This window comes from Streptomyces guryensis (assembly GCF_021261325.1).
Lineage (GTDB): Bacteria > Actinomycetota > Actinomycetes > Streptomycetales > Streptomycetaceae > Streptomyces > Streptomyces guryensis.
This window is the reverse complement of record NZ_JAJSBI010000018.1, coordinates 58130-84106: the sequence shown is the minus strand read 5'-3', so window position 1 is coordinate 84106 and position 25977 is coordinate 58130. Positions and strand designations below refer to the sequence as shown.

Sequence of the window (25977 nt, the reverse complement as noted above, 5' to 3'; positions counted from 1 at the left end):
GCTCGTAAAGATCGGCAGGTCACGCGCGTGACGACAACAGAGATCGACTTTCAGGAGCTGTTCGACGCCGCGCCGAACCCATACCTGGTGCTGGACGCCGACCTGGTGATCCGCTACGCCAACCAGGCCTATCTCCAGGTCACCGGCAGGACCCGCGAGGAACTGGTTGGACAGCCCATCCTGGAGGCGTTCCCGGACACTCCTGCCGCGCCGGACGCGGCGCGTGACTTCGCAGCCTCACTCCAGCGCGTGCTCGATTCCCGCGAACCTGATGTGGTGGCACCGAAGCGATTCGACATTCCTGTCGCCGACCGCCCAGGTGAACTCCAGGAGCGATGGTGGTGCGGGACGTCCAGTCCCGTCCTGGAGTCGGACGGCACGGTGAAGTGGATCATCTCGCGAGCCGACGACGTCACGGAGTTCATGCATTCCCCCGCCATCCGTCAGCTCACCCCACCGCTGAGCACGCAGGCAACAGGGACCGCGGCTCTGGTATACGCCCGGTCGCACGATCTGGAACAGCTGAACGAGCAGCTGCGCCAGGCGCACGCCCGCGAACGTGAAGTCGCCATTACGCTGCAGGAGGTCATGCTCCGCTCGCCCGACCTGGCCAGGCACGACCGGGATATCGCTGTCCGTTACCTGCCGGCTCTTGGATCGCTCAACGTGTGCGGCGACTGGTACGACGTGGTCGACCTGCCGCCCGACCGCTACGCCATCGCCGTCGGGGACGTCGTCGGCCACGGCCTTGAGGCCGCTGCCGTCATGGGTATGCTCCGCAGCGCTCTGAGCGCAGCCATCCGTGCCGTTCCCAGCCCCGCACAAGCCCTGGAGGTACTGGGCCTGTACGCCCGGTCGGTCGACGGCGCGCTGGCCACCACCGTGATCAAGGTGCTCATCGACCCCCGCAGCCGACTGATCATTTACAGCAACGCCGGCCATCCACCACCGGTACTACTTCATCCAGACGGCAGTTGGCAGATGCTGGACCAGGCAACCGACCCGCCGCTGGGCGCCCGACCGGATCATGTTCCGCGCCCCCAGGCCGGCCTGTCCTATAGCCGGGGGGACACGCTCGTGCTCTACACCGACGGGCTCGTCGAACGCCGCGGGGAAGACATCGACGCCAGCCTTGCCCGGCTGACCGACGTGCTCGCCCAACACGGCACTCTCGCGGTGGAAGAGCTCGCCGACGGACTACTGGCCAACCTCGGCGTGACCGGCGGTAGCCGGGACGACATCGCCCTCGTCGTCGTTCGCTTGTGACCCGTTTTCAAACAGCGAGAAATTGTGAGACGAGAGCCCGGAAATGATCAAGGGCCTCGTCTCACATGATGTGATCCAAGGCCCTGACCTGCGACTACGGAGAGAACTCCAGTCGGGACGACAGGATTTGAACCTGCGACCCCTTGACCCCCAGTCAAGTGCGCTACCAAGCTGCGCCACGTCCCGGTGCGCCTCCCGCGGTGAACCGCGTGATCGCGCAGGTCAACCTTACCGTACCCACACCGGTGTTCTCGCCGTGGCCGGGGCCGACCCGGCTGTCCGGGCCGGCCTCCGGCATCAGCTGCGGGTGCCGGACGCGACCGCTTCCGGCTCGGTGGGTGTACGGCCGGCGGTGCGGGCCGGGTCGGTGAGGCGGGCCGTGCGGGCCGTCGGTACCAGCAGGGCCGCCAGTGCGGCGGCCAGGCACAGCACCGCCAGCAGGGCGAAGCCGTGGGTGTAGCCGGAGGCGTACGGCAGGCCCGAGGGCTGGAGGTGGCCGGTGACCAGGACGCTGGTGACGGCGGCGCCGACGGAGCCGCCGATGGTGCGGATGTTGGCGTTCATGCCGGTCGCGGCGCCGGTCTGGGAGGCCGGGACGCTGCCGACGATCAGGTTGGCCATGGAGGCGAAGGCCAGTCCGATGCCGAGGCCGAACACGCCCGAGACCAGGGCGACTTGCCACTGCGCGGAGTGCCACAGGGCGAGAATGCCCAGGGCGAGGGCGCCGAGTGCGGCACCGGTGGTCAGCAGCGCCTTCGCGCCGACCACGGGTGCCAGACGGCCACTCAGGAGCCCCGAGAGGAACATCGCCACCAGCATCGGCAGCATCAGGAGCCCGGCGGCCGTGACGCTCGCGCCGAAGCCGTACCCCGCAGCGGCGGGTGTCTGGACGAAGGCCGGCAGGAAGGACCACAGCGCGTACATGCCCGCACCGAAGAGAAGGGCCGCGGTGTTGGTGGTCCATACAGCGGGAAGTCGCATGACGCGCAGGTCGATCAGCGGGGTGCGGGAGCGGGCCTCGGACAGCAGCCACAGGGCGAACAGGGCGACGGCCGCGGCGAACAGGCCGATCACCTTCGCCGAGCCCCAGCCCCACTTGCCCGCCTGGCTCAGCGGCAGCAGCAGGGCCACCAGCCAGGCCGAGAGCAGGCCCGCGCCCAGCCAACTGACCTTGCCCTCAGCCCGGTTGGGCGACTCGGGCACGTAGCGCAGGGCGATGAGCACGGTGATCGCGACGACGGCGACCGGGATCCAGAACAGCCAGCGGTAGTCGAGCGCGGACACGATGGGTCCGGCCGCGACGATACCGACGCCGCCGCCCGCGGCGATCACCGCGGACAGGTTGCTGATGCTGCCGCTGACCTGGGACGGGGTGAACTCGTCGCGGATGATGCCGAAGGAGAGCGGGAAGAGCGCGCCGCCTACGCCCTGCACGACCCTCGCGACGATCAGTACGCCGATGTTCGGTGCGAGTGCGGCGAGCAGACAGCCGAGCAGTACGACGAACAGGACGGCGACCAGGGTGCGCTTCTTGCCGACCAGGTCGCCGACGCGGCCGAGGATCGGGGTGAAGACGGAGGCGGACAGCAGATAGGCCGTCATCACCCAGGTCGCGGTGGACTGGGAGGTGTGCAGCGCGTGCTGGACGGTCGGCAGGGCCGGCGCGATCAGCGACTGCAGCATGGCGAACACACCGGCGCCGGTCGCGAGGACCGCGAAGGTGAGACGGGTGGACTTGCGGGGCATGAGGGGCCTCTCCGAACGAGCGGGTTGCGGCCGGGGTTCTCGGGCCACGGTCGTGCGGACCCGGAGCGCCGGTGGGCGGACTCGGGCACGCCGACGGCCACGGTGAGCGGTCGCGGAAAGGTGGTGGACGTACCCTCCACTGGTAAAGTGGAGGAGTACCTCCACTCTAGCGGAGGCACACCTCCGGTTCAAGTACCGGAGGGATCCCTCCGTATCGATCCAGCTCTGGAGGCACCCGTGACGTTCCCCGTCGGCGAGATCGTGGCGTCCCGGCGGCCGCACCGTAAGGACGCCGCACGCAATTACGACGCCCTGCTGGACGCGGCCCGCGAGGCGTTCGCGGAACATGGCGCCGAGGCGTCCCTGGAGGACATCGCGCGTCGCGCGGGCGTGGGTATCGGCACGCTCTACCGCAATTTCCCGACCCGCCGCGATCTGTTCGAGAGCGTCTACGCGAGCGACGTCAACGAACTGGTCGGGGTTGCGCAGGAGGTCGCCGCACTGGAGCCCTGGGAGGCGCTGACGGCCTGGCTGCGCCGGTTCACGGGATACATGGTGACCAAGCGGGCCGTCCGCGAGGCCCTCAACGACGAGTCCGAGATCTTCCAGGCCTGCCGGGAGTCGATGTACGCGGCCGGCGGCCCGTTGTTCGAGCGGGCCCAGGAGGCGGGAGAGGCCCGCAAGGACATGGACTTCGTCGACCTGCTGCGGATGGTGGCCGGCATCACGGCCACGGCCTTCGACGACGACGCCCAGCGGGACCGCGTGCTGGCGATCGCGCTGGACGGGGTGCGCACCACCGTCCGCTGACACCGGCGGCGCCCGTGTACGGGATCGCCGGTGCCACGTCCGGTCGTCAGAGCACCGGCGCCACTCCCCCGCCGTACCGCCCGTGCTCGCGCAGCGGCCCCACCGCCAGGCCCCGCTCCTCGCAGGTGTCGAGGATCCGGGGCAGCGCGCCGAGGGCCGAGCGCCAGGCGCCCGGAGCGGAGGTGCAGTCGGAGTCGTGCAGCAGGACGGTGCCGCCGCCGTCCAGGTCGCGGGTGACCGTGCGGTGGACGGACTCCGGGGTGGCCCGGGCCCTCCAGTCCTCGCCCCAGGCCGTCCACAGCACCGGGGTGAGGCTCAGGCGGCGGGCCGCGAGGTGCGCGGCGGTGGACATCACGCCGTAGGGCGGCCGGAACAGTGCCGGGGTACGGCCGGTGAGGGTGCCCACCGTGTCGCGGGCGCGGGCGAAGTCGTCGTACGTGGCGCGCGGGCCGCGCAGCAGCAGGGGGCGGTGGAGCCAGCCGTGGATGCCGATCTCGTGCCCGGCGGCGGCGATCTCGCGGACCAGGCCGGGCGAGCGGCGCGCCTGGCAGCCGAGGAGGAAGAAGGTGGCGGTGACCTTCCGGTCCTCCAGGGCCCGCAGGAAGAACGGGGTCGACAGCGGATCGGGCCCGTCATCGAAGGTCAGCGCGACGTGGTCGGCGCGGCCCCGGCCGGCGAGGCGGGGCATGGCGCGGTTGCGGAGTGGACCGAAGGTGGACAGCACCGGGGCCGCGTGCGCGGCGGCGAGTACGGGAAGGGCGACCCGGGCGGTCGTACGGAGCAGTCGTGCGGCACTCACGAGCGGTGGCCCTCCGGGTGACGGGTGCCGGAGTGCGGCCGGTCGTCCAGGTCGAGGCTGCGGCCGATGGCGTGCATGACGCCCTTGCCGGTGTCCGTCGTGGCGACCGCGGTGCCGACCGCGCACACCCAGACGGTGGAGGCTGCGGCCGCGGTGGCGGCGAGCCGTCGTAGGGCCGGGCGGGTCCGGGTCCCGAGTACGGCGGAGGGTGCCGTGTCCGGATGGGCTCCGGTCCCGCGTACGGCGGAAGGCGCCACGGACGGACCGGCACCGCCCCCGGGTGCGGCGGACGGCGCCACGGCGAGCGGGTCGGGGAGCGGGGCGCGGGCGCCGCAGGCGCGGGCTATCGCGTCCGCGGGTCCCCGTCCGGCGGCGGCGAACAGGGCGAGCCCCGCCTCGCGTTGCAGCAGGCCGCGGGGGCCGTCGATCAAGTCGCAGAGGACGTCCTTGAGTTCGGCCGCGTCCTGGATCCAGGCGGCGACGCCCGCCTCGTCGAGCGCGGCCGCGTTGGCCGGTCCGTGGCCCGGTATGCAGCGGTAGCTGGCGACGGGCAGGCCGGCGGCGAAAGCCTCCAGCGAGGTCAGTCCGCCGGCGTTCTGGACGAGGACGTCGGCGGCGTGCATCAGGCCGGGCATGTCGTCGACCCAGCCGTAGGCGTGCTCGATGCCGTCCTCCCGCAGCTCCCGGGCCAGCGCCTCGTTGCGGCCGCAGACCACGACCGGTACGACCGCTCCGCAGTCCCGCAGTTCCAGGGCCACCTGCCGGACCGGGCCGACCCCCCAGGACCCCGCGACCAGCAGGGCGAGCGGGGCGGTGGCGGGCAGTCCGAACCGCGCCCGGGCGGCGCCGCGTTCGGCCGCTCGGGCGGGCCGGAAGCGCGGGTCGACGACCGGCCCGCCCACCCGGACGTCGCCCGCGCCGAGGGCACGGGCCTGCGCGGCGGGCACGGCGTGGGCGGCGAGGTGGACGTCCACGCCGTCGGCCACCCACAGCGGATGCACCGAGAAGTCGGTGAGGTAGGTGAACACCGGCACGTCGAGGCGGCCGGCCAACCGCAGCCTGCCCAGCACCCGGCTGGCCCCGGGATAGGTGGAGACGACGGCGCCCGTGTCCGCGGGCAGGGCGCGCAGCATCCGGTCCTCGGCGGTGCGCAGCAGGGCGCGGGCCAGCGGGCCGCCGCCACCGGCGCGCTCGGTGCTGTTGTAGACGCGCTGGTAGACCCAGGGCGCCCGGACGAGCATGCGGTGGTAGCCGTCGCGGACGGCCCGGCCGATCCGGGCGGGCAGCAGATCGAGCAGGTCGTAGCGGTCGACGGTGACACCGGCGGCCCGGAGCCGGCGGTGCAGCTCGTGCGCGGCGCCGTCATGGCCCGCCCCGATGCTCGCGGAGACGATCACGACGCGTTCGGCCGGTGCCGTGCGGCGGGGCGCCGCCGCGGACCGCGTGCTCAGGGCGGCGGCCGCGAGGGCACGCAGATGCACCGTACTTCCGAGGTGGGGCATGGGCTTGGTCCTCCGCAGGTGGAGTGAGGCGGCGAAACTCTACAACATGTAGTAGGTAATCTCGTACAAGTTGTAGTAGGTGCCCCTGGGAAGCAGGTCCTGGGAGGCCCGACCCATGTCCTACATGTCGTAGTGGACCGACGGATAGGCTGTGCCACCGAGCGACGAAAGACGGTGAGGTGAACAGTGCACGACCGGGAGGGCGAGGCATCCGGGAGGCGGGCGCGCGGTGAGCTGGAGAGCGGCGTGCTCGCCACCCTGTGGGGAGCCGAGGAACCGCTGACCGCACGGCAGGTCCGGGACCGGCTGCCCGGCGATCTCGCCTACACCACCGTGCTGACGATCCTGTCGCGCCTGTACGACAAGGGCATGCTCGTCCGGCACCGGGCAGGCCGCGGCTACGCCTACGCACCCGCCCGCGACGAGGCCTCCCACACCGCCGAGCAGATGCACGCACTCCTCGAGCACGGTTCCGACCGCGAGGCGGTACTCAGCCGCTTCGTCTCCGAACTGTCCCAGGAGGACGAGCAGTTGCTGCACCGGCTGCTGTCCGACCAGGACCCCGGGCAGGACTCCGCCCCCGTCGGCAAGGAGCCGTGAGCCGGTGCGGATCAGCGTCTACATCCCCCTCGTGGTCACCGTCGTCCTCGCGGTGCTCGTTCCCGGCCCGGCCCGGCGGCTGGCCCCGCGGCCTGCCGCCTGGGCACTGGCCTGCGCCGCGCTGGTGACGGCGCTGGGCTGGCTGGGGTCGCTGGCCCTGCTGGCGTTCGCCGGGTTCGCCCGGATCCCCGAGGTCGCCGCGGAGGGCCGCTGGTCGGTGTCGGCACTGAGCGCCGACGATCCGGTGTACCTCACCGTGGCGACTGCCGCGGCCCTCGCCCTGGCCGCTTCCTGCGTCGGGCTCGGGGTGGCCGCCGTACGCCAGGCGCGGCATCTGAGCTGGGCCCGCCGGGAGTGCCGGCGGCTGTCGGGCGACACCGAACTGGCCGTCCTGGACGACCCGTCACCGGCCGCCTTCGCCCTGCCCGGCACGCCCGGGCGGATCGTGGTCTCCCGGGGCATGCTGCGCTGCCTCGGCGACAGCGAACGCGAGGCGCTGCTGGCCCACGAGCGGGCGCACCTGCGCGGCAGACACCACCTCTTCCAGACGCTCTGGCGGCTCACCGCGGCCGTCAGTCCACTGCTGCGCCCGCTGGCCGACACGGGCGGTTACATCCTGGAGCGCTGGGCCGACGAGGAGGCCGCCGCACAGGTCGGCGACCGGCGGATCGTCGCCCGTTCGGTCGGCCGCGCGGCCCTTGCCTCGGCGGCGCACCCGCCCCGCGCGGGCATGCTGGCCGCGTCCGGGGGCGCCGTACCGCAGCGGGTACGCGCGCTGCTCGCGCCGCCTCCGCCGCGGCGGGCGCTGCCGTTCGTCGGGGGTGCGTTGCTGCTGGCCGTGTGCTGCACGAGCCTGGCCAACGCCGCGTCCGACAGCGAGGACATGATCGAGAGCGCGCAGCGGGCGGCGTGCGCGACGGAGCTGAAGGCGGCGGGGGTGCCCGGCGAGCCGGTGCGGCAGCCTGGGCACGGGCATGAGCGGTGCTGCCCGCGCGGTGAACGCCGGCACTGATTGCTCGTCCGGCGGGGTCGGTGTCAGCGTGCGACGCCCCTGCGCAGGACCCTGTCGACCGCGACCGTCACCACGACGAGGGTCCCGGTGGCGACATCCTGATAGAGGGTGTCGATGCCCGCCTGGGTGAGGCCTGAGCGGAGCACGGTGACGATCAGCGTTCCGATGAGCGTTCCGGCGACGCTTCCCCGGCCGCCGAAGAGGCTGGTCCCGCCGATGACGACGGCCGTGATGCTCTCCAGATTCGCCGTCTGGTAGGCGTTGGGGTCCGCGTTGGGGATACGGCCGAGCGCCTGCCAGGCGGCGATGCCGTAGAGGAGACCGGCGGTGACGTACACCGACAGGACCGTGCGCTGCACGTTGATGCCGGTCAGGCGGGCGGACTCGGGCGCGTTGCCCACGGCGTAGATGTGCCGGCCCCAGGCCGTCTTGGCGAGTCCGTACCAGAAGTACGCGTACAGGCCCACGAGCAGGAACGTCCCCCAGGTGACGAGGACCCTGCCGAGGTGGACGCCATTGCCCCAGAACACGAGCAGCTCGCTGGTGACCGGATAGCTGCGGGAGTCGGAGTAGAGCCTGCCCACGGCGTAGATGACGGTCAGCGCACCCAGCGTCACGATGAACGGAGGGAGGCCCAGACGCGCCACGAGCAGCCCGTTGACCAGCCCGAGCGTGGTCGCCGTGACCAGGCCGAGCAGCAGCGCCGCCGCGGGGCTGTGCCCGTCGAAGACGAGCTTGGCCATGACGAGCGTGCCGAGAACCGCGATGGCCCCGTTCGCCAGGTCGATGCCCGCGGTGAGGATGATCAGGGTCTGGCCCAGTGCCAGCGTGCCGGTCACGATGGACTGCTGCAGCACCAGGGCGAGGTTCTCCGGCGTCAGGAACGTGTCCGTCGTGAGCGAGAAGACCAGTACGGCGATGGCGAGGGCCGCGAGGGGTCCGACGGTGGGGGTGCGCAGGGCGTAGCGCAGCGCGTCCCGCAGTGCGGTGCCCGGCTCGCCGTCAGCGGCAGGACGGGTGGTGACGGGAGATCTCATGATCCGTTGCTGATCCCTTCGCCCGCTCGGCGCCCGGAGGTCACCCCCAGCAGTGCTGGAGCCCCCAGTCCGTGTTCCGGGACGCCAGCCCCGGCACCGGCTTGTCGGTGATGAGCTGTGTGCCTGTGTCCGTGAAGCCGGAGGGCTTCCTGCCGTGCCTGGCGAAGTCGGTGACGGCGGCCACGCCCAGGTCGGCCATCCTGACCGGGAACTGCATGACGGTGGCCGCGTACTTGCCGGCTCTGACGTCGCGCACGCCCTCGCATCCGCCGTCGATGGAGCCGACGGTCACCTGCCGGCTGAGTCCGCGTGCCGCGAGGGCCGTGTAGGCGCCGTCGGCCACCGGTTCGTTGATGGTGTAGACCGAGTTCACGTCGCTCGTGCGCTGCAGCAGGTTCTCCATCGCGGCCTGTCCGCGATTGCGGTCGCCGTTGGTGATCGCCCGCCCGCGGATCGCCGGTGAGTCGTCCTTGATCCCGAAGCCGCTGAGGAAGCCGTCGTGGCGCTGTTGGCTGACCGTGGAACCCTCCGTGCCGTCGAGCATGAACAGCTTCGGGGCCCGACGGCCGAGCACAGCCCTGACATAGGCACCCTGGAGGCGTCCGGCCTTGAGGTTGTCGGTGGCGTACGTGGCCGCCGCCGCGTTCTCCGGGGCCGTCGCGGTGTCCAGCGCGATCACCAGGATGCCCTGCCTGCGGGCCTCCGCTATCGCGCCCAGGATCCCCGTCGTGTTCGACGGTGTGATCAGGATTCCGCGCACATGGCGGGCGATGAGGCTCTCCATGGCGTTGACCTGGCCCTCGTTGTCGCCGTCGAACTTGCCGGACAGGGCGATGAGCCCGGCGCCGTTCTTCTTCGCCGCTTTCTGGGCGGCCTCACGCAGGGCCACGAAGAACGGATTGGTCTCGGTCTTGGTCACCAGACCGATCGTGACCTGCCGCGTCCCGCCGCCATCCGTGGAGTCGTGGCTCCCGCCGCAGGCGGCGGCGCCGAGCAGCAATGCTCCCACCAGGAGGAGCGTCGCCCCCTGTGCGGAAGGCGGTGGCCGACGGCACCCGCGGACGGTGTAGTGGTGTGCCATCGGTGACACCCTCCTCCGGCCGGGTCCGACTCGTGGAAGTCTCTGCGATCTACCCCACGTGTCCAGTTTGTTCATACATGTCGCACGGTGTCGTTTCAGTCTGCCCTTCATCCGCCTCGTCCGGTTTCCGCTCGGTGCCGGTTCCCCATCCGGCCCAGCGGAGACGCCCTGCGTTCTGCATTGCATACGTCCCGAGGGCGACGAAAGATGGTGATCGGAACACGGAGGCCGTGCGGCCTCACCGCGGTCGCGCGGAGAAGGTGAGGTTCGCGTGACGGAACCCCCACTGCTCGCGCTGCGCGGCGTCTCCAAGCGGTTCGGCGCCGTCCAAGCCCTCAAGGACGTCGACCTGGAGGTCCACAAGGGCCAGGTCGTCGCCCTGCTGGGTGACAACGGTGCCGGCAAGTCCACCCTCATCAAGGTCATCTCGGGTGTGGACCCGCCCGACAAGGGCGTCATCGAATGGGAGGGGCGGGCAGTCCAGATCCGGACCCCCCGGATCGCCCAGCGCCTGGGCATCGCGACCGTGTACCAGGACCTGGCGCTGTGCGACGACCTCGATGTCGCCGCGAACCTCTTCCTGGGCCGGGAGCGACGGAGCCCCGGAGCCCGGGGCCGCCTGTTCCGGGCGATGGACGACGGCGGAATGCGCAGGGAGGCACGCGGGCAGCTCGACACACTGGGCATCCGCGTCCCCGATGTGCGTGCTCCGGTCGCCTCACTGTCCGCGGGCCAGCGGCAGTCCGTCGCGATCTCCCGCGCCCTCCTCGGCCACCCGAAGGCCGTCCTCCTGGACGAGCCCACCGCGGCGCTCGGCATCGCACAGGCCGGCCACGTCCTCGACCTCGTCGAGGAGCTCCGGGAGCAGGGCATCGGAGTGCTCCTCATCAGTCACAACCTGGGAGACGTCAAGGCGGTCGCGGACGAGGCGGCGGTGCTGCGGCTCGGCTGCAACAACGGCTTCTTCCATGTGCCGACCTCGCCGCAGGACCGGATCTTCTCCGCCATTGTCGGCGCCACTGGCAACTCCTGACGCTCTCTGACGTCAGGGACGGACCGGCAGTGCTTCTTCGGCCGAGCGGTGCCTGCTGTGCCTGCTGTGCCTGCTGTGCCTGCTACGTTCCGAAGGCCCCGACGCCAGCCCTGAGGCGGCGCTGGAGCGCGAGATCCAGGAGGAGACCGGCTGGAAGGTGAAGGCCGGCCCGCTGGTCGACGGCGGGGCATGGGTCTACCGGCCGGTCCCGGAACGCCGGGTCCTGATCGTGCCGTACGGCTGCACCGTACTGACCCCCGACCGGCCGCCGACGCTCAGTCACGAACACAAGCAGCTCGGCGTGTTCCCCGTCGGCGAGGTGCCGGGACTGAACCTGCCGGACGGCTACAAGCAGGCCATCACCGCCTGGTACCGCCGCAGGAGCGAACCGCCCGGCAACAAGCCGATCCGCACCGGGAATTGAGCACCGGAGCCCCCGTGCTACGGTGCGCCGATGTCATCGGTCAAGGAGTTCCAAGTCACCTTCGACTGCGCGGAACCTGAGCGCGTCGCTCGCTTCTGGTGCGAGGTGTTGGGGTACGTCGTACCGCCGCCACCGGAGGGCTTTGCCACTTGGGACGATTTCAACCGCTCGCTGCCGCCTGAGCGTCAGGGTTCATCGTTCGCCTGCATGGATCCCGCAGGCGTGGGCCCGCGCATGTACTTCCAGCGCGTTCCCGAAGGCAAGGTCGTCAAGAACCGGGTGCATCTCTGCGTGCGGGTGGCCACCGGGCTCGTGGGTGAGGAGCGCCTCGCCACGCTGGAAGCCGAGTGCGCACGACTGGTCGCGCTCGGGGCGGTGCGCGAGCGCCTGCTGCCCGCCGATGGCGTCAATGAGTCGTGCATCGTGATGCAGGACGTCGAGGGCAACGAGTTCTGCCTCGACTGAGTCTCCCTTCGGTGGCTGCTAGTCAGTTCCGCGCTGCAGGACGCGGCGGGCCGCCTCGGCCTCTGCCGCCGGCGGTGACAGTTCGTCGAGGGTGTCGAGCTCGTCATCCGCTTCCAGTTCCCGTTCCCAGGCCGCCGCGAGGCGTTCTTGCTCCTGGCGCGGCTTGGCGCCGACAGCCTCGCGCTGCTCCGGGTCCAGGGCTGCCAGGAATCGTCCGACCGGGTCCGTGCGCATTCGGTGCTCCTTGCCGCAAGAAAGGGGTGCTGCCCTGTCCCAGCATGGCTGAACGCTCCGCCGCCGTCCGCCCGACACTGCAGGGGAACACCCCGTTGGCCGCCTCGCGAGCGGATCGGGTGAGGCCGGACGGTGCCGCAGGGGAACACTCTTGAGTGTTCTGCCGGGTCGGCGCGTCAAAGGTGGGCCCGGACCACGGCGACGCCCTGGTCCGTGGCGAGAGCCAGGTTCGGGCCGCGCGCGCTGCGGACGACCGCCGCCCGCCGGAACACCGCGTCCCAGAGGGTGCCGGCCAAGGCCGGGTTCGTCCCGGTCGGCCGACCGACCCGGCCCACCTCAGCGGTGAGCCAGGTACCTTGTGGCACCGCGACCTCATGCCATGGCCGTACAGCGCCCGGCAGCGATTCGGCCCTGAAGATCACGCTCCACCATCGGGATCATCGGTCGTCCGCGACCCGTACGACCGCCAGCGTGATGTTGTCGGGCCCGCCCGCCGCGATCGCGGCCTTCCACAGTTCGAAAGCGGCCCGGCCGTCGTCGTGCTCTCTCATCAGCTCCTCGAGCACGTCGGTCGGCAGCGGGTCGGTCAGGCCGTCCGTGCAGACGAGGTAGCGGTCGCCGGGTGAGAGGGGCGCTGCCGTCACATGGGGGTGGACGGCCCGGTAGCCGGGGCTGCCGCCCAGGCACTGGGTGACCAGGGACGTGGTGCGCTGCCAGGGTTCGAGCGGTGGGCTGTCGTCCACGCTCACCTGGCGCAGGCCGTCACGGGAGGCGGCGAGGACGCGGCTGTCGCCCACGTTGAACACCAGCAGCGAGCCGGGTCGTACGACGATGCCGGCCACCGTCGTCCCCATCGCGGTGAGCTCGCTGTCCTCCCCCGCGGCCTGGTACACGGCACGGTTGCAGGCGTTCAGGACGGCGCGGACGGCGTCCTCGTCGTCCAGGACAGGACCGATCGACGCGATCCGCCGGGCGACGAGGGCGCTGGCCACGTCGCCGCCGGGGTGCCCGCCGAGCCCGTCGGCGACGGCGACGACCAGGGGCGTCCCGAGGGGGAAGACCAAGGTCTGCGGGCTCTCGGTCACGGTGGCGCACAGCGTCCACGGTCCGACGACGAGGCTGTCCTCGTTCCGCTCGCGCAGCAGCCCGGGATGGCTCAGCGCACTCACCGCGACGTACGGCATGGAGCGTCACCGCCTTCCCGCGTCGGACGCACCGGGGCACACCGGGACGCACCTCCTCAGGACGCGCTCCCGCTGCAAGTCTAGGAGGGGTTCGTCGTTTCCGCTGGTCAGCAGCCCTCTCCAGACGTCAGCCGCTCACGGGCCCAGGTAGCGCAGCACTGCCAGCACCCGCCGGTTGGCGTCCTGAGAGGCCGCAAGGCCCAGCTTGCCGAAGACGGCGGCCACGTGTTTCTCGACTGTGCCGGCCGACACCGCCAGGGTCTGCGCGATCGCGGCGTTCGACCTGCCCTGCGCCATCAGCGCCAGCACCTCGCGCTCGCGTGCCGTCAGTGTTTCGAGGTCCTCGCCCCGGCGGCCGGCACCGGCGAGCTGGGTGACGACCTCGGGGTCGAGGGCCGTCCCGCCGGCCGCCACCCGGGTCAGGGCGTCGGTGAACTCGGCCACGTTCGCGACCCGGTCCTTGAGCAGGTAGCCGACGCCGACCGAGCCCTCGGCCAGCAGCCTCGTGGCGTAGTTCGTCTCGATGTACTGGGAGAACAGCAGCACCCCGGTCCCGGGATACTCGCGCCGGACGTCGATGGCGGCGCGCAGGCCCTCGTCCGTGTGGGTGGGCGGCATACGGATGTCGACGACAGCGACGTGCGGCCGGTGCTCGGCGACGGCCGCCCGCAGCCCCTCGGCTTCACCGACGGCTGCGCACACCTCGTGGCCGCGCTCGGTGAGCATCTGGGCCAGCAACTCCCGCAGTACGGCGGCGTCCTCGGCGATCACGACACGCATACCGGCATGCTCCCACTCCCTCGACTTCTCGCTCGCCGCTCACGCGTGCAGCGGCAGGGTCACCGTCACCGTCGTCGGCCCGCCCTCCGGGCTGCTGACGTGCAGGGTGCCGTCGACCGTCCGGGCGCGCTGCATCAGCCCCGTGAGACCGCTGCCGGCATCGGGCGTCGCGCCGCCGCGGCCGTCGTCCGTGACGCACAGACGCAGCAGACCCTCCTCCTGGATGACGCGCAGGACCGCCCGTCGGGCACCGCTGTGCTTGATGACGTTGGTGAGCAGCTCGGCCGCGCAGAAGTAGGCGATGGTCTCGATCGCCGGAGTGGGCCGCTCCGGGATGTTCACGGCCAACTCCACCGCTACGGTGCTGCGTGCCGCCAGCGTGGCGAGTGCGTCGGGCAGGCCGTCGTCCAGTACGGGCGGATGGATGCCGCGGGCCAGGTCGCGCAGCTCGCTGAGGGCTTCGATGGCGTTGGTGTGGGCGGTCTCGATCAGCCGGCGCAGCCGCCCGGGGTCGGCGACCGGTTCGCCGTCCGCGCCGAGCCCCTCCTTCGCCATGTCGAGACTCATGGCCAGCGCGACGAGCCGTACCTGTGCGCCGTCGTGCAGATCCCGCTCCAGCCTGCGCAGCAGGGCCGCGGAGTCGTCGACGGCGAGGGCGCGGGTCTCCTCCAAATCCCTTACACGCTGGGTGAGTTCGCCGGGCCCCAGCAGGGCGCGCACCAGCCAGCGGTCCACGGCGACGATGCCGCGGGTGACCCACGGCGCCGCGAGCAGCGTGGCCGCACCGATCGCGGCGGCCACGAAGGTCCCCGCGAAGGTGGTGCTGTGCGGGGCACCGCCGCCGGCCGGGACGGGTGTGATGGTCGGCATGCCTTCCGCACCCGGGTGCGGACGCTGCCCGAACGCGGCCCAACGCAGCGGAGCGGACAGATTGACCAGCCCGGTGAGCCACCAGCCCACGGCGTACAACTGCAAGGCGGCGACCGGCAGTTTGACCAGCACATACGCCACCGAGCGCCACCCGGCGGCGTCCCGCAGCCGCGCGTCGAGCCGCGTGAACGCCTTGCCCTGAGGTCGAACCGCCGGCGGTGCCGCCACCCGCTCCCCCAACAGGCTTGCCGCCAGCCCTCGGTGCACCCCGGCGAAGACACGGGCGAGCCCGGTCGCGGTGACAACGAGCAGTAGTCCGAGAACCGCGCCGACCAGCGAGACCGTGAAACCACTGCCGATCATGAGCAGCACCACGACGAGAACGCAGCCGATGACGGCGACCGGAAAGCCACACAGACAATACGCGGCCTCAGCCCAGGCACGACGCGTGAACGGAGCGCCGAGCACAGCCCGCGGCCGCGCCGTCGTTTCCATGTGTGTGTCCCGCATGGTTCCCAGTGTCCCGGTCCGGGCGTCCACCACGTGTGACACAGCCGGGCGAGGCAGGTCCGCTGCGGCTGGCGCCTGCTGAGGCCGCGCGCCTCCACTCCGAGCCGGGTTCAGCGGGTCGCGGCGGCCGCGTCCACGATCACGTCGGCGACCCGTGCGGGCTGTTCGACCAGAACGGCGTGCCCGGCGTCGGGCCCGGTGACCATCCGGACCTGCGGGCAGGCCTCCAGGCCCCGCCGTTCGACGTCCGTCAGGCCGATCTCGTCGTGGTCGCCGCGCACCACCCAGGCCGGGACGGCGGCCTCGCACAGCCGTGGGACCAGTGCCGGATACCGGTCCAGGTATTCGTAGTAGCGCCGCACGATGCGGCGGCAGGTGGCCGGGTCGTTGTCGGCCATGTCCGCCGCCAGCACGTCGGCCCGGTGTGCGGGCATTTCGCGCTTCATGGCCTTCGGCAGCATCTTCAGCATGCCGGTCCAGGCCGCGATGCCGAGACCGGGCACCCGCCCGAGGGCGTTCATCACCGACAGGAACTTCGCCTCGTCGCCGCGCGAGAAGGTCGGCGACAGCAGCACCAGCGGCCCGTGGAACAGGCCTGCCGCCGCCATCTCGATCAGGACGTTCGCGCCGAGGCTGTGCCCGACGGCCACGTCGCAGCCCGATTCGGCGGCGAAGTCCGCCATCAGCCGGGCGTAGTGCTCCATGCTCACGTCCTCGGGCGCCGTGGTCCCGCCGAATCCTGGCATCGTGACGGCGACCAGCCCCAGTTCCGCCAGCGCCGGCTCGGCCATCACATCGGCGTAGAACTCGGTCGAGCACAGCCCGCCCGGAATCATCAGCACCCGGTGCGGCGCCTGCTCCGGCCCCGCACGGCGGACATCCCACCGCTCGCTCATACTCCGAGGGTGCCGCCGGACGCCGACCCCCGCATCCGCTGCGGCGGCTGGCGCAGAGGACGACACAGCCCCGGAAGGCCGCCCGTCGGCCGAATGCGACCATGCCGATCGCGGTGAGGCGGCAAGGCTGTCAGGCGACCGGCGGCGTCCCGTGTGTGTGGAACGACTCGATGGTCTTCAGCCCCCAGGCCTGCCCCTTCTTGCGCTCCTCCTCGGTCCAGGTGATCAGCGGCCAGTCGGGCGCCAGGACGAGGCGGGTGAGCGGGTTGCACAGCTCGATGCGGTTGCCGCCCGGCTCGTAGACGTACAGGAAGAACGTCTGCTGGATGGCGTGCTTGTGCGGACCCGTCTCGATGAACACGCCGGTGTCGATGGCGAGATCGGCGGCACGCAGGATGTCCTCACGGGTGTCGGTCGCGAACGCGATGTGGTGCAGCCGGCCGGTCGAACCGGTCCAGTCCTCGGTGTAGACGACGTCGTACGACTTGTTCGTGTACGTCAGCCAGCGCGCCGCGATCCGGCCCGAGTCGAGCCGGATTTGCTCCGTGGGCCGGGCACCGAGCGCATGTTCCTGAAACTCGGCGCCGGCGAGCACGTCCGCCGCGAGGAAGTTGATGTGGTCCAGTCGCCGCACTCCGACGCCCCGGTTGGGCTTGGCCTGCGGTTGGTTCTTCAGGGCAGGCCGCAGTTCCTCGGGGGCACGGTAGTACTCGCTCTCCCAGTACAAGGCATGCTCGTGGCCGTCCGGATCGGTCGTCAAGTACAGCCGGCCGAGGCCGGGTTCGTCCTCGACCCACTTGCCGGAGCCGCCCGCCTCCTCGATCGCTTCGATACGGCGATGCAGGGCCTGCTCGCTGGAGGTGCGCAGGGCGAGCCGGCCGAGACCGGGCTGTTCGCGGGCGGTGAGGACGAGGCTGTGGTGCTCGTAGTCGTCGAAGGTCCGCAGATAGACCGTGTCGCCGTCCTGCCCGTTGACCGTGAGGCCGAGGTAGTCGGTGAAGAAGGTGACGCTGGCGTCCAGGTCCGGGGTGAAGAGCTGGGCGTGGCCGACGTGGGCGATGTCGCCGAGCGGCGGGGTCATCGGTGGCCTCCTCGGGCGTGCGGGGGAATCGGTGCCGTCTCGGCGGACCGCGGGAAGACGGTCCCGTCGAGGATCTTGCGGGCCGTGCGGACCACGGCGGTGCGGCGGGCGACGGGCAGGCCGTCGCGAGCGGTGGCGAGGCTGCTTTCGATGTCCAGGAATCCGGTGGGGTGTTCGATACGGATACGCTCGCTGCCGGCGTCGAGCCGTGCGAGTTCCGCGCCCACCCCGCCCTCGATCCGCAGGCCGGCGGCCACACTGGCCGCGCCGAGCACGCCGATCGACGTGTGGCAGCGCACCGGAATGAAGGTGCGGGTGGAGATCGCGCCGCCGTCGCGGGGTCGGGCGAGCAGCGTCAGCTTGGGCACGGTGGCGTCCGAGACGTCGCCGAGGCCCATCAGCCGGCCAGCGCCCAGGCGGATTTCACGCAACCGGTCGGCGAGCACGACGTCCTCCTCCAGATCCTTGGGCGACTCGTAGCCCGTGACCTTCAGGCAGGAGGCCGCGATGAGCACCGTCGGCATGCCGTTGTCCACGCAGGTCACAGGGGTGCCGTCGATGTCGTCACGGGCCTTGCCGGTGGGCAGCAACTTCCCTGTCCCGCCCGGGAACTCGATGACCACGGGCGCCGCCGTCCCCGGCACACCGGAGATCTCGGCGTCTCCCCTGTAGTCGACGCGACCGCCGGGGGTCGGGACGGTCGCCGTGGCGAAGTCGCCGGTGTTGACCATGCGGATGCGGACGGAGGTCTCCTCCTCCCCCGCCGTCACCAGACCTCGCTCGACGGCGAACGGGCCGATGCCGGCGAGGATGTTCCCGCAGTTCTGACGGGCACTCACCTCGGCTCGGCCGACGGCGACTTGGAGGAAGAGGTAGTCGACGTCGGCGCGCGGATCGGCCGAGACCGATACCACGGCCACCTTGCTGGTGAGCGGGTGCGCGCCGCCCAGGCCGTCGATCTGCCGCTCGTCGGGGCTGCCCATGATGCGCAGCAACAGCGCGTCGCGCGAGGCCGGTTCGGTGGGGAGGTCGTCGGCCAGGAAGTAGGCGCCCTTGGAGGTGCCGCCCCGCATCAGCAGACAGCGCACACCCTCCGGCCCGCCGGTCACGGCCGCTCCCCCGCGTACTCCTCGTACGTCCGGTACTCGACGCCGAGCCGCCTGAGGGTGTCCCTCAACCCGTAGCGGTCCAGGCCGAGTTGACCGTCGAGGAAGGCTGCGCGGGTGGCGGCCTCCTTGGCCTCGCGGGCCTCCGCGTTCTCGACCGTCTCGCGGGCACGCTGACGGGGTACGACCACGACGCCGTCGTCGTCGGCGAGGATCACGTCCCCGGGGCGGATCACCTGGCCGTCGATGGCGATCGGCACATTGACCGAACCGCCGGTGGCCTTGACCGTGCCCTGCGAGGAGACGGCCCGGGACCAGGCGGCGAAGCCCATCTCCCGCAGCTCCTGGGTGTCTCGGATGCCGGTGCCGAGGACGACACCGCGCACGCCGCGCTGCTTCAGGGCGGTCGCGAACAGCTCGCCGAACAGGCCGTCCGTGCAGGGCGAGTTGGTGGTGACGACGAGGATGTCGCCGTGGCCGCACTGCTCGACGGCCGCGTGGATCATGAGGTTGTCGCCTGGCCAGCTGAGCACGGTCACGGCCGTACCCGCGACTCGTACGCCCTGCTGGACGGGTCGGATCTCCGGGCCCAGCAGGCCGGTCCGGCCCATTGCCTCGCTGACGGTGGCCACCCCGAAGCCGGCGAGCGCCTCGACATCCTTCAGGTCGGCCTTCGGCGGGTTGGTGACGATCACGCCGCTCATGCCAGCTCCTTGGCGATCTGCGGGAACGGTCGCATGTACGCCTCGGCCATGGTGTTGTGCGCGAGGCCCAGGTTGGGGCCGGCGTTCCGTTTGAGCTGGACGCCGCGGCGGACCGCGAGGTCGGTGTAGTACGCCCACAGGTGCTGCTGGGCGGCCAGGCACTCCATGGCCTTGCGCTTGGTGTCCCACACCTCGGTGATGTCGAGGAGGACCTCGGGCCTGAAGCCGCTCATCTCGGGCTGGTGCGGCTCGAAGTAGAAGACCGGCGGGGCGCCGATGATGTCGCCCTCGCCCGGGTAGCCGATGGACTGGGCCAGGATGCGGGCCTGAAGCGCCATGCGGTTGGCGGCCGGATGGTCGCCGTTGTACGGGTCCTCGACCGGGTGGGTGAGCACCACGTCCGGCTGGGTCTCGCGATAGACGGTGACGAGTTGGTCCGTAAGTTCGGAGCCGGCTACGAGCGGGTAGTCGCCGGCGTCGAAGAACCGGACCTCGGCGCCGAGGGTGGCGGCGGCACGCTCGGCCTCGTCCCGCCGTATCGCCTTGATCTCGTCCAGCTTCTTTCCCTCGCGCCACGCCTTGGCGGACTCGCCGCGCTCGCCGAAGGTCAGACAGGCGATGGTGACCTTCTCCCCGCGGGCGGCGGCCAGGGCGATGGCGCCGCCCGCCCGCCACACGAAGTCCCCGGCATGCGCCGTGACGACGAGGGTGGATCGTGGGGAGGCGGGCGCGTTGGCCTGGGTCATGCTCATCTCCTTGGTGACAGTGGGCGCCCACCCCGTCAGCGGCTCCCGGCCGCGCGGCCGTCAGTCGCTCAGCGCCTCGATCACGCTGGTGAGGTGGGCACGGACGGCCGCCTCGGCCGCCTGCGGGTCCCTGGCCCTGATCGCCTCGATCATCACCAGATGCTCGTTCAGGGAGTGCTGCGGACGCCCCGGCCGCAGTGCCAACTGGAAGCGGTGGCGCACCAGTTGGGCGTTGAGGCGTTCGAGCAGGTCCACGGCCGTCTGCTGGCCGGAGAACTCGCGCACCTTCGCGTGCAGCTCCTGGTTGAGCTCGGAGTAGGTCACCGGCTCACCGTCGGCCACGGCCTTGGTCATCGCCGTGCCCAGCTCCGTCAGCTCGGCGAGCTGCTCGTCGCCGGCGGCGACGGCGGCCTTCGCCGCGCACAGCCCTTCCAGGACCATCCGGCACTCGGTGATGGCGACCGCTTCCTCCACGGTCACCACCCGCACCCGCGAGCCGCGGTTGCGGATCCGCTCGACGAGACCCTGTGCCTCCAGATCGATGAGTGCCGCGCGAATGCTGGCCCGTGTCACACCGAACTGCTCGGCGAGCTCGTTCTCCACCAGCCGCTGTGCCGGTGCCATCTCGCCGTGCAGGATCGCGTGCCGCAGTTGCGCGAGCGCATGCTGTTTGGCCTGCTCCCCGGTGCCCGGACGGGCTTCTTCCGGCATCGTCGCCCTCCCTGAGTGAGTGCCCTTCGAACCTAAATCCAACCAAACAAGATTGTCAACAATTCTGTCCGCCACATTGCGCACATGCTTGACACCCCGACACCCCTTCCGCAGGCGACAAGAAGCCCCGGGAGCGCACGGGGCCGGTCACACGGCCGACGATCCCGGCCGTCCCGCCGGTCCCGGCAGCGGATCCTCGGCGTGCGCGACGAAGTCGTCCACCAACCGGTGGAAGAGCGCGCCGAGTGGCTCCGGAATCCTCCCCCGACCAGCCCGCGAGTGCCATCTCCAGCCCTCGGCGGTTCACCTCGCTGATGCGCTCGACCGTCGCCAGGCCGAGGCCGGTGATCTGCACGCGCTGGGCCCGCCGGTCGTCCGGGTCGGCGATCCGGACGACATGACCCGCCTGCTCCAACTGCCGCAGCAGACCGGTGCCGCCAACAGCCTCAACACGCTGATGCGGTCCCTGGGCACCTCGTTCGCCGGCGCCCTGGCCGGCGTCATCCTGGCCCAGCTGACCACCGGCTTCGGCGGTCACGCCCTCCCGCCGGAGAACGGCTTCAAGGTCGTCATGGCCATCGGGGCCGGAGCCGCCCTGCTGGCCTTCCTGGTCGCCACCTTCATTCCGCGCCGTCAGCCGGCGGCGCAGACCCCGCAGGACGCACCCGAGCAGGTGGAGGCCGCAGCGGCGATGGCGTGAGCCCCGACCGTCCGGCCGACGGCCGTCGTCCCGCTCCGGCGGGGCGGCGGCCCTTACGCGTCAGGCGGCCGGGAACTCCGGTGCCGCGCCCTCGTACGCCGCCCGCAGCACGGCGAGCGCCCCTTCGGCCGTGACCTCGCGGGGGTTGGCGTAGGCCTGGCCCGCGGTCTGCGCTGCCGCCACCGCCAAGTCGGCTTCCTTCAGGCCGAGTTCGGCAAGCGAGCGAGGTGCGCCGAGACGCCCGGCCAGCTCCCGCAGGGCGTGCGGGGCGTCGTCCGCGTCGAGCGCGCGGGCCACGGCGGCTGCCGCGTCAGGGACGGCGGGCGCGTTGTACGCCAGGACGTACGGCAGAACCACCGTGTGGGTCTCGGCGTGGGGCAGGCCGAAGGTGCCGCCGAGGACGTGGCACAGCTTGTGGTGCAGGCCCATGGTGGTGGCGCCGAGACAGGAGCCGCACAGCCAGGCGCCGTACAGGGCGCGGCCCCGGGCCTCCAGCGAGCCCGGATCGGCGGCCACCTCGGGCAGGGCGCCCGCCATGGCCCGTACCCCCTCCTGCGCCATCAGCGCGACCAGAGGCGAGGTGTCGGGGGCGTACAGCGCCTCGACGGCATGGGCGATCGCGTTGATGCCGCTGGTGACGGAGAGCGGGACGGGGAGGGAGAGGGTGAGTTCGGGGTCGTAGACGACGCTGCGCGGCAGCACGACGGGGTCTCGGCCGGTGCGCTTGGCGCCGTGTTCGGTCAGGCCCCAGACCGGGGTCATCTCCGAACCGGAGTAGGTGGAGGGCACCGCGATCAGCGGCAGGCCGGTGCGCAGGGCGATCGCCTTGCCGAGGCCGATCGAGGAGCCGCCTCCGACGGCCACACAGCCGTCCGCGCCCGCCGCACGGGCCACCTCGACGGCCCGGTCGGCGACCTCGACGGGCACGTGCATCCGGGCTCCGTCGTGCAGGCCCGCGCAGGCCGGTCCCAGCGAGTCGGCGACCGCCTGTGCGGTGGCGGCACCGTGACTGCCGCACACCACCAGCAGGCGGCGCAGGCCGAGCGCCGCGCCCTCGCCGGCGGTCGCCGTCGTGGCGGCCCCGGACCGGAAGACGACCCGCACGGGCCGGGACTCGTAGGAGAAGTCGAGGTGGTGCTTCACGATCGCTCCAGTACGAGGTCGAAGCGGGCGTGGCGGAAGGGGTTCGGAACGTCGAACCCCCGCGCCAGGACAGGATCATCCGATCGGGTGAACTCCTGGACCAGGCTCGGCTTGACGGCGAACACCGCGTCCGATTCGAGGTAGTCGCTGCCCTCGACGAAGATGTGCGTGGTCACCGGGACATGGTCCTCGGCCGAGGCGATGAAGTGGATGTGGGCGGGCCGGTAGGGATGGCGGCCGGTCGCCCGCAGCAGGTCGCCGACCGGGCCGTCCGTGGGGATCGGGTACGGGCTCGGCACGCAGGTGCGGAACCAGAAGCGGCCCTCGGCGTCCGCGGTGAACAGCCCGCGCCCGTTGCCCGGCGGCTGTACGTCGGGGCGCTGGACGTCGTAGTAGCCGTTCCCGTCGGCCTGCCAGACGTCGACGGCCGCGCCCGGCAGTGGGGTTCCGTCCCGGGACAGGACCCGGCCGCTGACCACGCAGGGCTCTCCGCCGCCCACCAGGTCGATGTCCGCACCGAGTTCACGCGCCGGGGACTCGGTCATGTGGAACGGGCCGAGGACCGTCGACTCGGTGGCTCCGGCGGCGCGGTCGCCGTTGATCGTCTCGACGAGCATCGACATTCCGAGCACGTCCGACAGGAGGATGAACTCCTGCCGGGTGTCGGTGCACGTCTGCCCGGTCGCCGTGAGGAAGCCGATCGCCCGCTCCCACTCCTGCTGCGTCAGCCGGGTCTCGCGGGCGAAGGCGTGGAGGTGGCGGATCAGGCCGGTCAGCAGGTCGCGCAGGCGCGGGTCGGTGGTGGCGTGCAGACTTCGTACCGCCTCGTCCGTGACCGTCGTGTCGGTGGCGTCGGTGGTCATGTCGGCTCCCTTCACCGGTGCGCGGGTCAGCCGAACCAGACGACGAGCCGTACGTTCTCGTCGCCGTACCTGGCCGCCAGGTCCCGCATGGCGCTCCATACCTGTGCCCAGCATCCCTCGTCCGGCGGGGCGAGCATCCGCGCGGTGAGGGTCACGGGGCGGTGCGCGACGTCGTCCAGGCGCACCTCGGCGCCGGGGGGCCACTCCGGTGGCGCCAGCAGCAGGTTTCCGCCGAAGGTGTCGGCGGCCGCCGCGCGCAGGCCCGGAGTCACCCGCACGAGTTCCTCGCCGTCCGGCAGGGCCCGCACCGCCCAGTTCCAGGCCGGTCCGTGGGCGAGCGGGTCGTCCCACTCGACCGCCGCGACCTCGGCCCAGGTGGCGTAGGTGTGGTCGTGCTGGAAATCGCCGATGCCCGACTCCCGTACCGCATCGGAGATCCCGTCCGGCAGCCCTCGGGCGGCGAAGAGCGGACGCTCCACGTCCCCCGCGCCGCGGACGCCGAAGAGACACTCCCAGGCGACGTAGTCCCGGGGCGGCTGGAAGTCCAGCAGATCGGCCGTGAACCGCCAGTGCCCGTCGGGCGAGCGGCTTTCGATGACACCGTCGATGTCCGTACCCACGAGGGATGACCTTACGGCAGGCCGGGCACCAATTGGCCACCGGGAGCCGTCACTTGATGACTGCGTTCGCGACGACCACGACGACGCCGAGCAGCGCGTCGACCAGGCCGGTGCCCAGGGCGACGGCCCAGGAGCGTCCCGACCAGCGTGCCGTGACCAACCCCAGACCGAACAGCAGTGCGATGTTCAGCGTGAACGCCGAATACTCCACGCCGTTCGGCGGCCACCAGCCCCAGCCCGCCCCCGCGAGGATCAGCACGGTCGGCAGCACCGCCGTGACCAGGGGCCACTCTTCGGCGAGGGCGCGCAGGGCGTCCCAGCGGCGGTGCGGTGCGCGCTCGGCGATGTAGTGGGCGTAGCCGTGGGCGAGGGCGGAGGCGAGCGCGGTGACCAGCAGCCAGAGTGCGTCGTAGCGGCGGGTGGCGCGGGAGGTGTGGCCGTACTGGGTGAGTGCCGCGACCATCGAGCAGGCCAGTACGGCGCCGTAGACCCCGCCGAACAGGACGGCCTCGCGGGTGTCGTGCCGCCGTTCCCCGGGGACGGCCGTCATTGTCTGCGCCATGTCGTCCACGATCGCCCGGCACCTGCCCGGCCGCCAGTCGCCACCCGACGATGTCTCCTGCCACCTGGGGCGATGCCGCACGCAGTGTCCATGCACGGGCTGCGGGCGGCCTCGCCAGGGTCGGCGCATGACCCACAGCTTCGTTCTTCACATCCCCGACGCCGAGCTCGAGCCCGAACCCCTCGACCCGACGCAGATCGTCTCAGGGACGCCGGAGGTGACCGGGAAGGTGGTGTGGGAGTCGGCGGACGGCTGCCAGGTCCGCGGGATCTGGCAGATCACTCCGGGCGTCGTCACCGACACCGAGGCCGACGAGCTGTTCGTGGTGATCAGCGGGTCGACGACCATCGACGTCCAGGGCGGGCCGACGCTGACGGTGGGGCCCGGGGACATGGCCGTCCTGCGCGAGGGCGACCGTACGACGTGGACGGTGCACGAGACGCTGCGGAAGGCGTACGCCGTCAATCTGTGAGCGGGGGCGCCGTCGTGCCGCGGATCTCCAACGTCGGTGCGGTCAGGTGCAGTTGGCCCGCTCCCCCGGAGTGTTCGAATCGGTCCAGGAGGCAGCGGGCGGCACGGCGGCCGACCTCGTGGCTGCCGTTGTCGACTGTGGTCAGCCAGACATGGCGCAGGCGGGAGATGCTGGTGTTGTCGTAGCCGAAGACGGACACGTCCCGCGGGACGCGCAGTCCCAGTTCCTCGGCCGCCGAGAGGGCGCCGACGGAGGTGATGTCGTTCACTGCGAAGAGGGCGGTGGGCCTCTCCGGGCGGCTGAGCAGCCGGACGGTGGCCCGGTAGCCGCCCTCCTCGGTCATGTCACCGGCCCCCACCAGGGCCTGGTCCGCGAGGCCGTGGGCGCGCATCGTCGCCTCGAAGCCACGGCGGCGCAGTTCGCCGACGGCGCCGTAGCCCGCGAGGTGCGCGATGCGGCGGTGGCCGAGGCCGATGAGGTGCTCGGTGACCAGGCGGGCGCCGCGCTCGTCGTCGCCCGCCACCACGTCCACGCCCGCCGGGGCCGGTTCGCGGGCGCCCGCGACGACGACCGGGATCCGCTCGGCGGCGGTGCCGAGCGCGGCCGGGTCGGGCAGGGTGCCGACGACGACCAGGCCGTCCACCCGCAGGTCGAGCAGCGGTTCGGCGGGGTCCTGGCCGGTGCGGCGGTTGAGGCGGGCGTCCGCCAGCAGCATGTGCAGGCCGTTGTCGTGCAGGAGGGAATTGAGGCCGTCGAGCAGGTCGACGAACCAGGGGTTGCGCAGGTCGTTGAGGAGCACGCCGACCGTGCGGGTGCGCTGCTCGCTGAGGCTGCGCGCGGCGGCGTTGGGCCGGTAGCCGAGTTCCCGCACCGCCCGCAGCACGGCCTCCCGCTTCTCGGGCCGCACCTGCCCGGAGCCGCGCAGCACCAGCGAGACCAGCGACTTGGAGACCCCGGCCTGCTCGGCCACGTCGCGGATCGTCGGCGGTTTCATGCTGTGGACCGTTCCATGGGCCGGTG

28 protein-coding genes, 1 tRNA gene and 1 pseudogene are annotated in these 25977 nt (G+C 71.7%); 9 read left to right on the top strand and 21 right to left on the bottom strand.

What is annotated here, in order from left to right; genetic code table 11:
• The first annotated feature begins 27 nt into the window (after positions 1–27).
• A complete protein-coding gene (locus LJ657_RS30585) occupies positions 28–1266 on the top strand; it encodes a PP2C family protein-serine/threonine phosphatase (protein WP_232652080.1) in 1239 nt (412 codons plus the stop codon).
• Between the two features lie 112 nt (positions 1267–1378).
• Here LJ657_RS30585 and LJ657_RS30580 read toward each other — a convergent pair.
• Both LJ657_RS30580 and LJ657_RS30575 read right to left on the bottom strand, forming a co-directional pair.
• Positions 1379–1452: transfer RNA gene (locus tag LJ657_RS30580), tRNA-Pro, on the bottom strand.
• Positions 1453–1563: 111 nt separating this feature from the next.
• On the bottom strand, positions 1564–3012 hold the full coding sequence (locus LJ657_RS30575; protein WP_232652079.1) for an MFS transporter: 1449 nt from the start codon (positions 3010–3012) through the stop codon (positions 1564–1566).
• Positions 3013–3237: 225 nt separating this feature from the next.
• Here LJ657_RS30575 and LJ657_RS30570 point away from each other — a divergent pair, with 225 nt between their 5' ends.
• On the top strand, positions 3238–3822 hold the full coding sequence (locus LJ657_RS30570; protein ID WP_232652179.1) for a TetR/AcrR family transcriptional regulator: 585 nt from the start codon (positions 3238–3240) through the stop codon (positions 3820–3822).
• Positions 3823–3868: 46 nt separating this feature from the next.
• On the opposite strand, the gene LJ657_RS30565 is transcribed toward LJ657_RS30570, so the two are convergent.
• Together LJ657_RS30565 and LJ657_RS30560 are read right to left on the bottom strand one after the other, a co-directional pair.
• Complete coding sequence (locus LJ657_RS30565) at positions 3869–4621, bottom strand: polysaccharide deacetylase family protein (RefSeq protein WP_232652078.1); 753 nt, start codon at positions 4619–4621, stop codon at positions 3869–3871.
• Entirely contained in the window at positions 4618–6123 is a 1506-nt protein-coding gene (locus tag LJ657_RS30560) for a glycosyltransferase (RefSeq protein WP_232652077.1), read from the bottom strand. Before LJ657_RS30560 ends, LJ657_RS30565 begins: the two co-directional genes overlap by 4 nt.
• 186 nt (positions 6124–6309) lie before the next feature.
• Here LJ657_RS30560 and LJ657_RS30555 point away from each other — a divergent pair, with 186 nt between their 5' ends.
• Both LJ657_RS30555 and LJ657_RS48715 read left to right on the top strand, forming a co-directional pair.
• Positions 6310–6723 (top strand): BlaI/MecI/CopY family transcriptional regulator, encoded by a 414-nt coding sequence (locus tag LJ657_RS30555; protein ID WP_232652076.1) that lies wholly within the window; start codon positions 6310–6312, stop codon positions 6721–6723.
• Between the two features lie 4 nt (positions 6724–6727).
• Positions 6728–7735 (top strand): M56 family metallopeptidase, encoded by a 1008-nt coding sequence (locus tag LJ657_RS48715; RefSeq protein ID WP_232652075.1) that lies wholly within the window; start codon positions 6728–6730, stop codon positions 7733–7735.
• Between the two features lie 23 nt (positions 7736–7758).
• On the opposite strand, the gene LJ657_RS30545 is transcribed toward LJ657_RS48715, so the two are convergent.
• Together LJ657_RS30545 and LJ657_RS30540 are read right to left on the bottom strand one after the other, a co-directional pair.
• Positions 7759–8772: an ABC transporter permease gene (locus LJ657_RS30545; RefSeq protein WP_232652074.1), complete on the bottom strand. Its 1014-nt coding sequence runs from the start codon at positions 8770–8772 to the stop codon at positions 7759–7761.
• A 40-nt stretch (positions 8773–8812) separates the two neighbouring features.
• Positions 8813–9853: a substrate-binding domain-containing protein gene (locus LJ657_RS30540; RefSeq protein WP_232652073.1), complete on the bottom strand. Its 1041-nt coding sequence runs from the start codon at positions 9851–9853 to the stop codon at positions 8813–8815.
• Between the two features lie 271 nt (positions 9854–10124).
• Between LJ657_RS30540 and LJ657_RS30535 the strand changes: the two genes are divergently transcribed.
• Genes LJ657_RS30535 through LJ657_RS30525 form a run of 3 tightly spaced genes read left to right on the top strand, consistent with a single transcriptional unit; the run spans position 10125 to position 11775 of the window.
• Positions 10125–10886: an ATP-binding cassette domain-containing protein gene (locus tag LJ657_RS30535; RefSeq protein ID WP_232652072.1), complete on the top strand. Its 762-nt coding sequence runs from the start codon at positions 10125–10127 to the stop codon at positions 10884–10886.
• A gap of 52 nt (positions 10887–10938) precedes the next feature.
• A complete protein-coding gene (locus tag LJ657_RS30530; protein WP_308117093.1) occupies positions 10939–11310 on the top strand; it encodes an NUDIX domain-containing protein in 372 nt (123 codons plus the stop codon).
• Positions 11311–11340: 30 nt separating this feature from the next.
• Positions 11341–11775, top strand: a complete 435-nt coding sequence (locus LJ657_RS30525) for a VOC family protein (protein ID WP_232652070.1) — start codon at positions 11341–11343, stop codon at positions 11773–11775.
• Positions 11776–11793: 18 nt separating this feature from the next.
• Here LJ657_RS30525 and LJ657_RS30520 read toward each other — a convergent pair whose 3' ends face one another.
• From LJ657_RS30520 to LJ657_RS30475, 10 genes are all read right to left on the bottom strand, one after another.
• Positions 11794–12009 (bottom strand): hypothetical protein, encoded by a 216-nt coding sequence (locus LJ657_RS30520; protein ID WP_232652069.1) that lies wholly within the window; start codon positions 12007–12009, stop codon positions 11794–11796.
• A gap of 437 nt (positions 12010–12446) precedes the next feature.
• Complete coding sequence (locus LJ657_RS30515; RefSeq protein WP_232652068.1) at positions 12447–13193, bottom strand: PP2C family protein-serine/threonine phosphatase; 747 nt, start codon at positions 13191–13193, stop codon at positions 12447–12449.
• Positions 13194–13328: 135 nt separating this feature from the next.
• On the bottom strand, positions 13329–13973 hold the full coding sequence (locus tag LJ657_RS30510) for a response regulator transcription factor (RefSeq protein ID WP_232652067.1): 645 nt from the start codon (positions 13971–13973) through the stop codon (positions 13329–13331).
• Positions 13974–14012: 39 nt separating this feature from the next.
• Positions 14013–15353 (bottom strand): sensor histidine kinase, encoded by a 1341-nt coding sequence (locus LJ657_RS30505; RefSeq protein WP_232652066.1) that lies wholly within the window; start codon positions 15351–15353, stop codon positions 14013–14015.
• Positions 15354–15463: 110 nt separating this feature from the next.
• Positions 15464–16249 carry an alpha/beta fold hydrolase gene (locus tag LJ657_RS30500; RefSeq protein WP_232652065.1) on the bottom strand — a complete coding sequence of 262 codons (786 nt, stop codon included), beginning with the start codon at positions 16247–16249 and terminating at the stop codon, positions 15464–15466.
• Between the two features lie 130 nt (positions 16250–16379).
• Positions 16380–17330, bottom strand: a complete 951-nt coding sequence (locus LJ657_RS30495) for a catechol 2,3-dioxygenase (RefSeq protein WP_232652064.1) — start codon at positions 17328–17330, stop codon at positions 16380–16382.
• On the bottom strand, positions 17327–18439 hold the full coding sequence (locus LJ657_RS30490) for a 4-oxalomesaconate tautomerase (RefSeq protein WP_232652063.1): 1113 nt from the start codon (positions 18437–18439) through the stop codon (positions 17327–17329). The genes LJ657_RS30495 and LJ657_RS30490 overlap by 4 nt, the downstream gene beginning before the upstream one ends.
• Positions 18436–19140 (bottom strand): 4-carboxy-4-hydroxy-2-oxoadipate aldolase/oxaloacetate decarboxylase, encoded by a 705-nt coding sequence (locus LJ657_RS30485; RefSeq protein ID WP_232652062.1) that lies wholly within the window; start codon positions 19138–19140, stop codon positions 18436–18438. The genes LJ657_RS30490 and LJ657_RS30485 overlap by 4 nt, the downstream gene beginning before the upstream one ends.
• On the bottom strand, positions 19137–19886 hold the full coding sequence (locus LJ657_RS30480) for a PIG-L deacetylase family protein (RefSeq protein ID WP_232652061.1): 750 nt from the start codon (positions 19884–19886) through the stop codon (positions 19137–19139). The genes LJ657_RS30485 and LJ657_RS30480 overlap by 4 nt, the downstream gene beginning before the upstream one ends.
• 60 nt (positions 19887–19946) lie before the next feature.
• The gene (locus tag LJ657_RS30475; protein WP_232652060.1) at positions 19947–20597 is read right to left on the bottom strand and encodes a GntR family transcriptional regulator; all 651 of its coding nucleotides are present in this window, start codon (positions 20595–20597) and stop codon (positions 19947–19949) included.
• Positions 20598–21015: 418 nt separating this feature from the next.
• On the opposite strand from LJ657_RS30475, the pseudogene LJ657_RS30470 reads away from it, so the two are divergent.
• A pseudogene (locus LJ657_RS30470) lies at positions 21016–21297 on the top strand (MFS transporter); the annotation flags it as partial.
• 60 nt (positions 21298–21357) lie between these two features.
• On the opposite strand, the gene LJ657_RS30465 reads toward LJ657_RS30470, so the two are convergent.
• Genes LJ657_RS30465 through LJ657_RS30450 form a run of 4 tightly spaced genes read right to left on the bottom strand, consistent with a single transcriptional unit; the run spans position 21358 to position 24485 of the window.
• On the bottom strand, positions 21358–22440 hold the full coding sequence (locus LJ657_RS30465; RefSeq protein WP_232652059.1) for a maleylacetate reductase: 1083 nt from the start codon (positions 22438–22440) through the stop codon (positions 21358–21360).
• Positions 22437–23303: a dioxygenase family protein gene (locus LJ657_RS30460; protein WP_232652058.1), complete on the bottom strand. Its 867-nt coding sequence runs from the start codon at positions 23301–23303 to the stop codon at positions 22437–22439. The genes LJ657_RS30465 and LJ657_RS30460 overlap by 4 nt, the downstream gene beginning before the upstream one ends.
• Before the next feature lie 26 nt (positions 23304–23329).
• The gene (locus tag LJ657_RS30455) at positions 23330–23923 is read right to left on the bottom strand and encodes a hypothetical protein (protein ID WP_232652057.1); all 594 of its coding nucleotides are present in this window, start codon (positions 23921–23923) and stop codon (positions 23330–23332) included.
• A 49-nt stretch (positions 23924–23972) separates the two neighbouring features.
• Positions 23973–24485: a hypothetical protein gene (locus LJ657_RS30450; RefSeq protein WP_232652056.1), complete on the bottom strand. Its 513-nt coding sequence runs from the start codon at positions 24483–24485 to the stop codon at positions 23973–23975.
• A gap of 127 nt (positions 24486–24612) precedes the next feature.
• Here LJ657_RS30450 and LJ657_RS30445 point away from each other — a divergent pair, with 127 nt between their 5' ends.
• Positions 24613–24957 (top strand): cupin domain-containing protein, encoded by a 345-nt coding sequence (locus LJ657_RS30445; protein WP_232652055.1) that lies wholly within the window; start codon positions 24613–24615, stop codon positions 24955–24957.
• Here the strand turns inward: LJ657_RS30445 and LJ657_RS30440 are convergent.
• Positions 24947–25951 (bottom strand): LacI family DNA-binding transcriptional regulator, encoded by a 1005-nt coding sequence (locus tag LJ657_RS30440; protein WP_232652054.1) that lies wholly within the window; start codon positions 25949–25951, stop codon positions 24947–24949. The two genes, LJ657_RS30445 and LJ657_RS30440, sit on opposite strands and share 11 nt — an antisense overlap.
• Positions 25952–25977 lie beyond the last annotated feature (26 nt).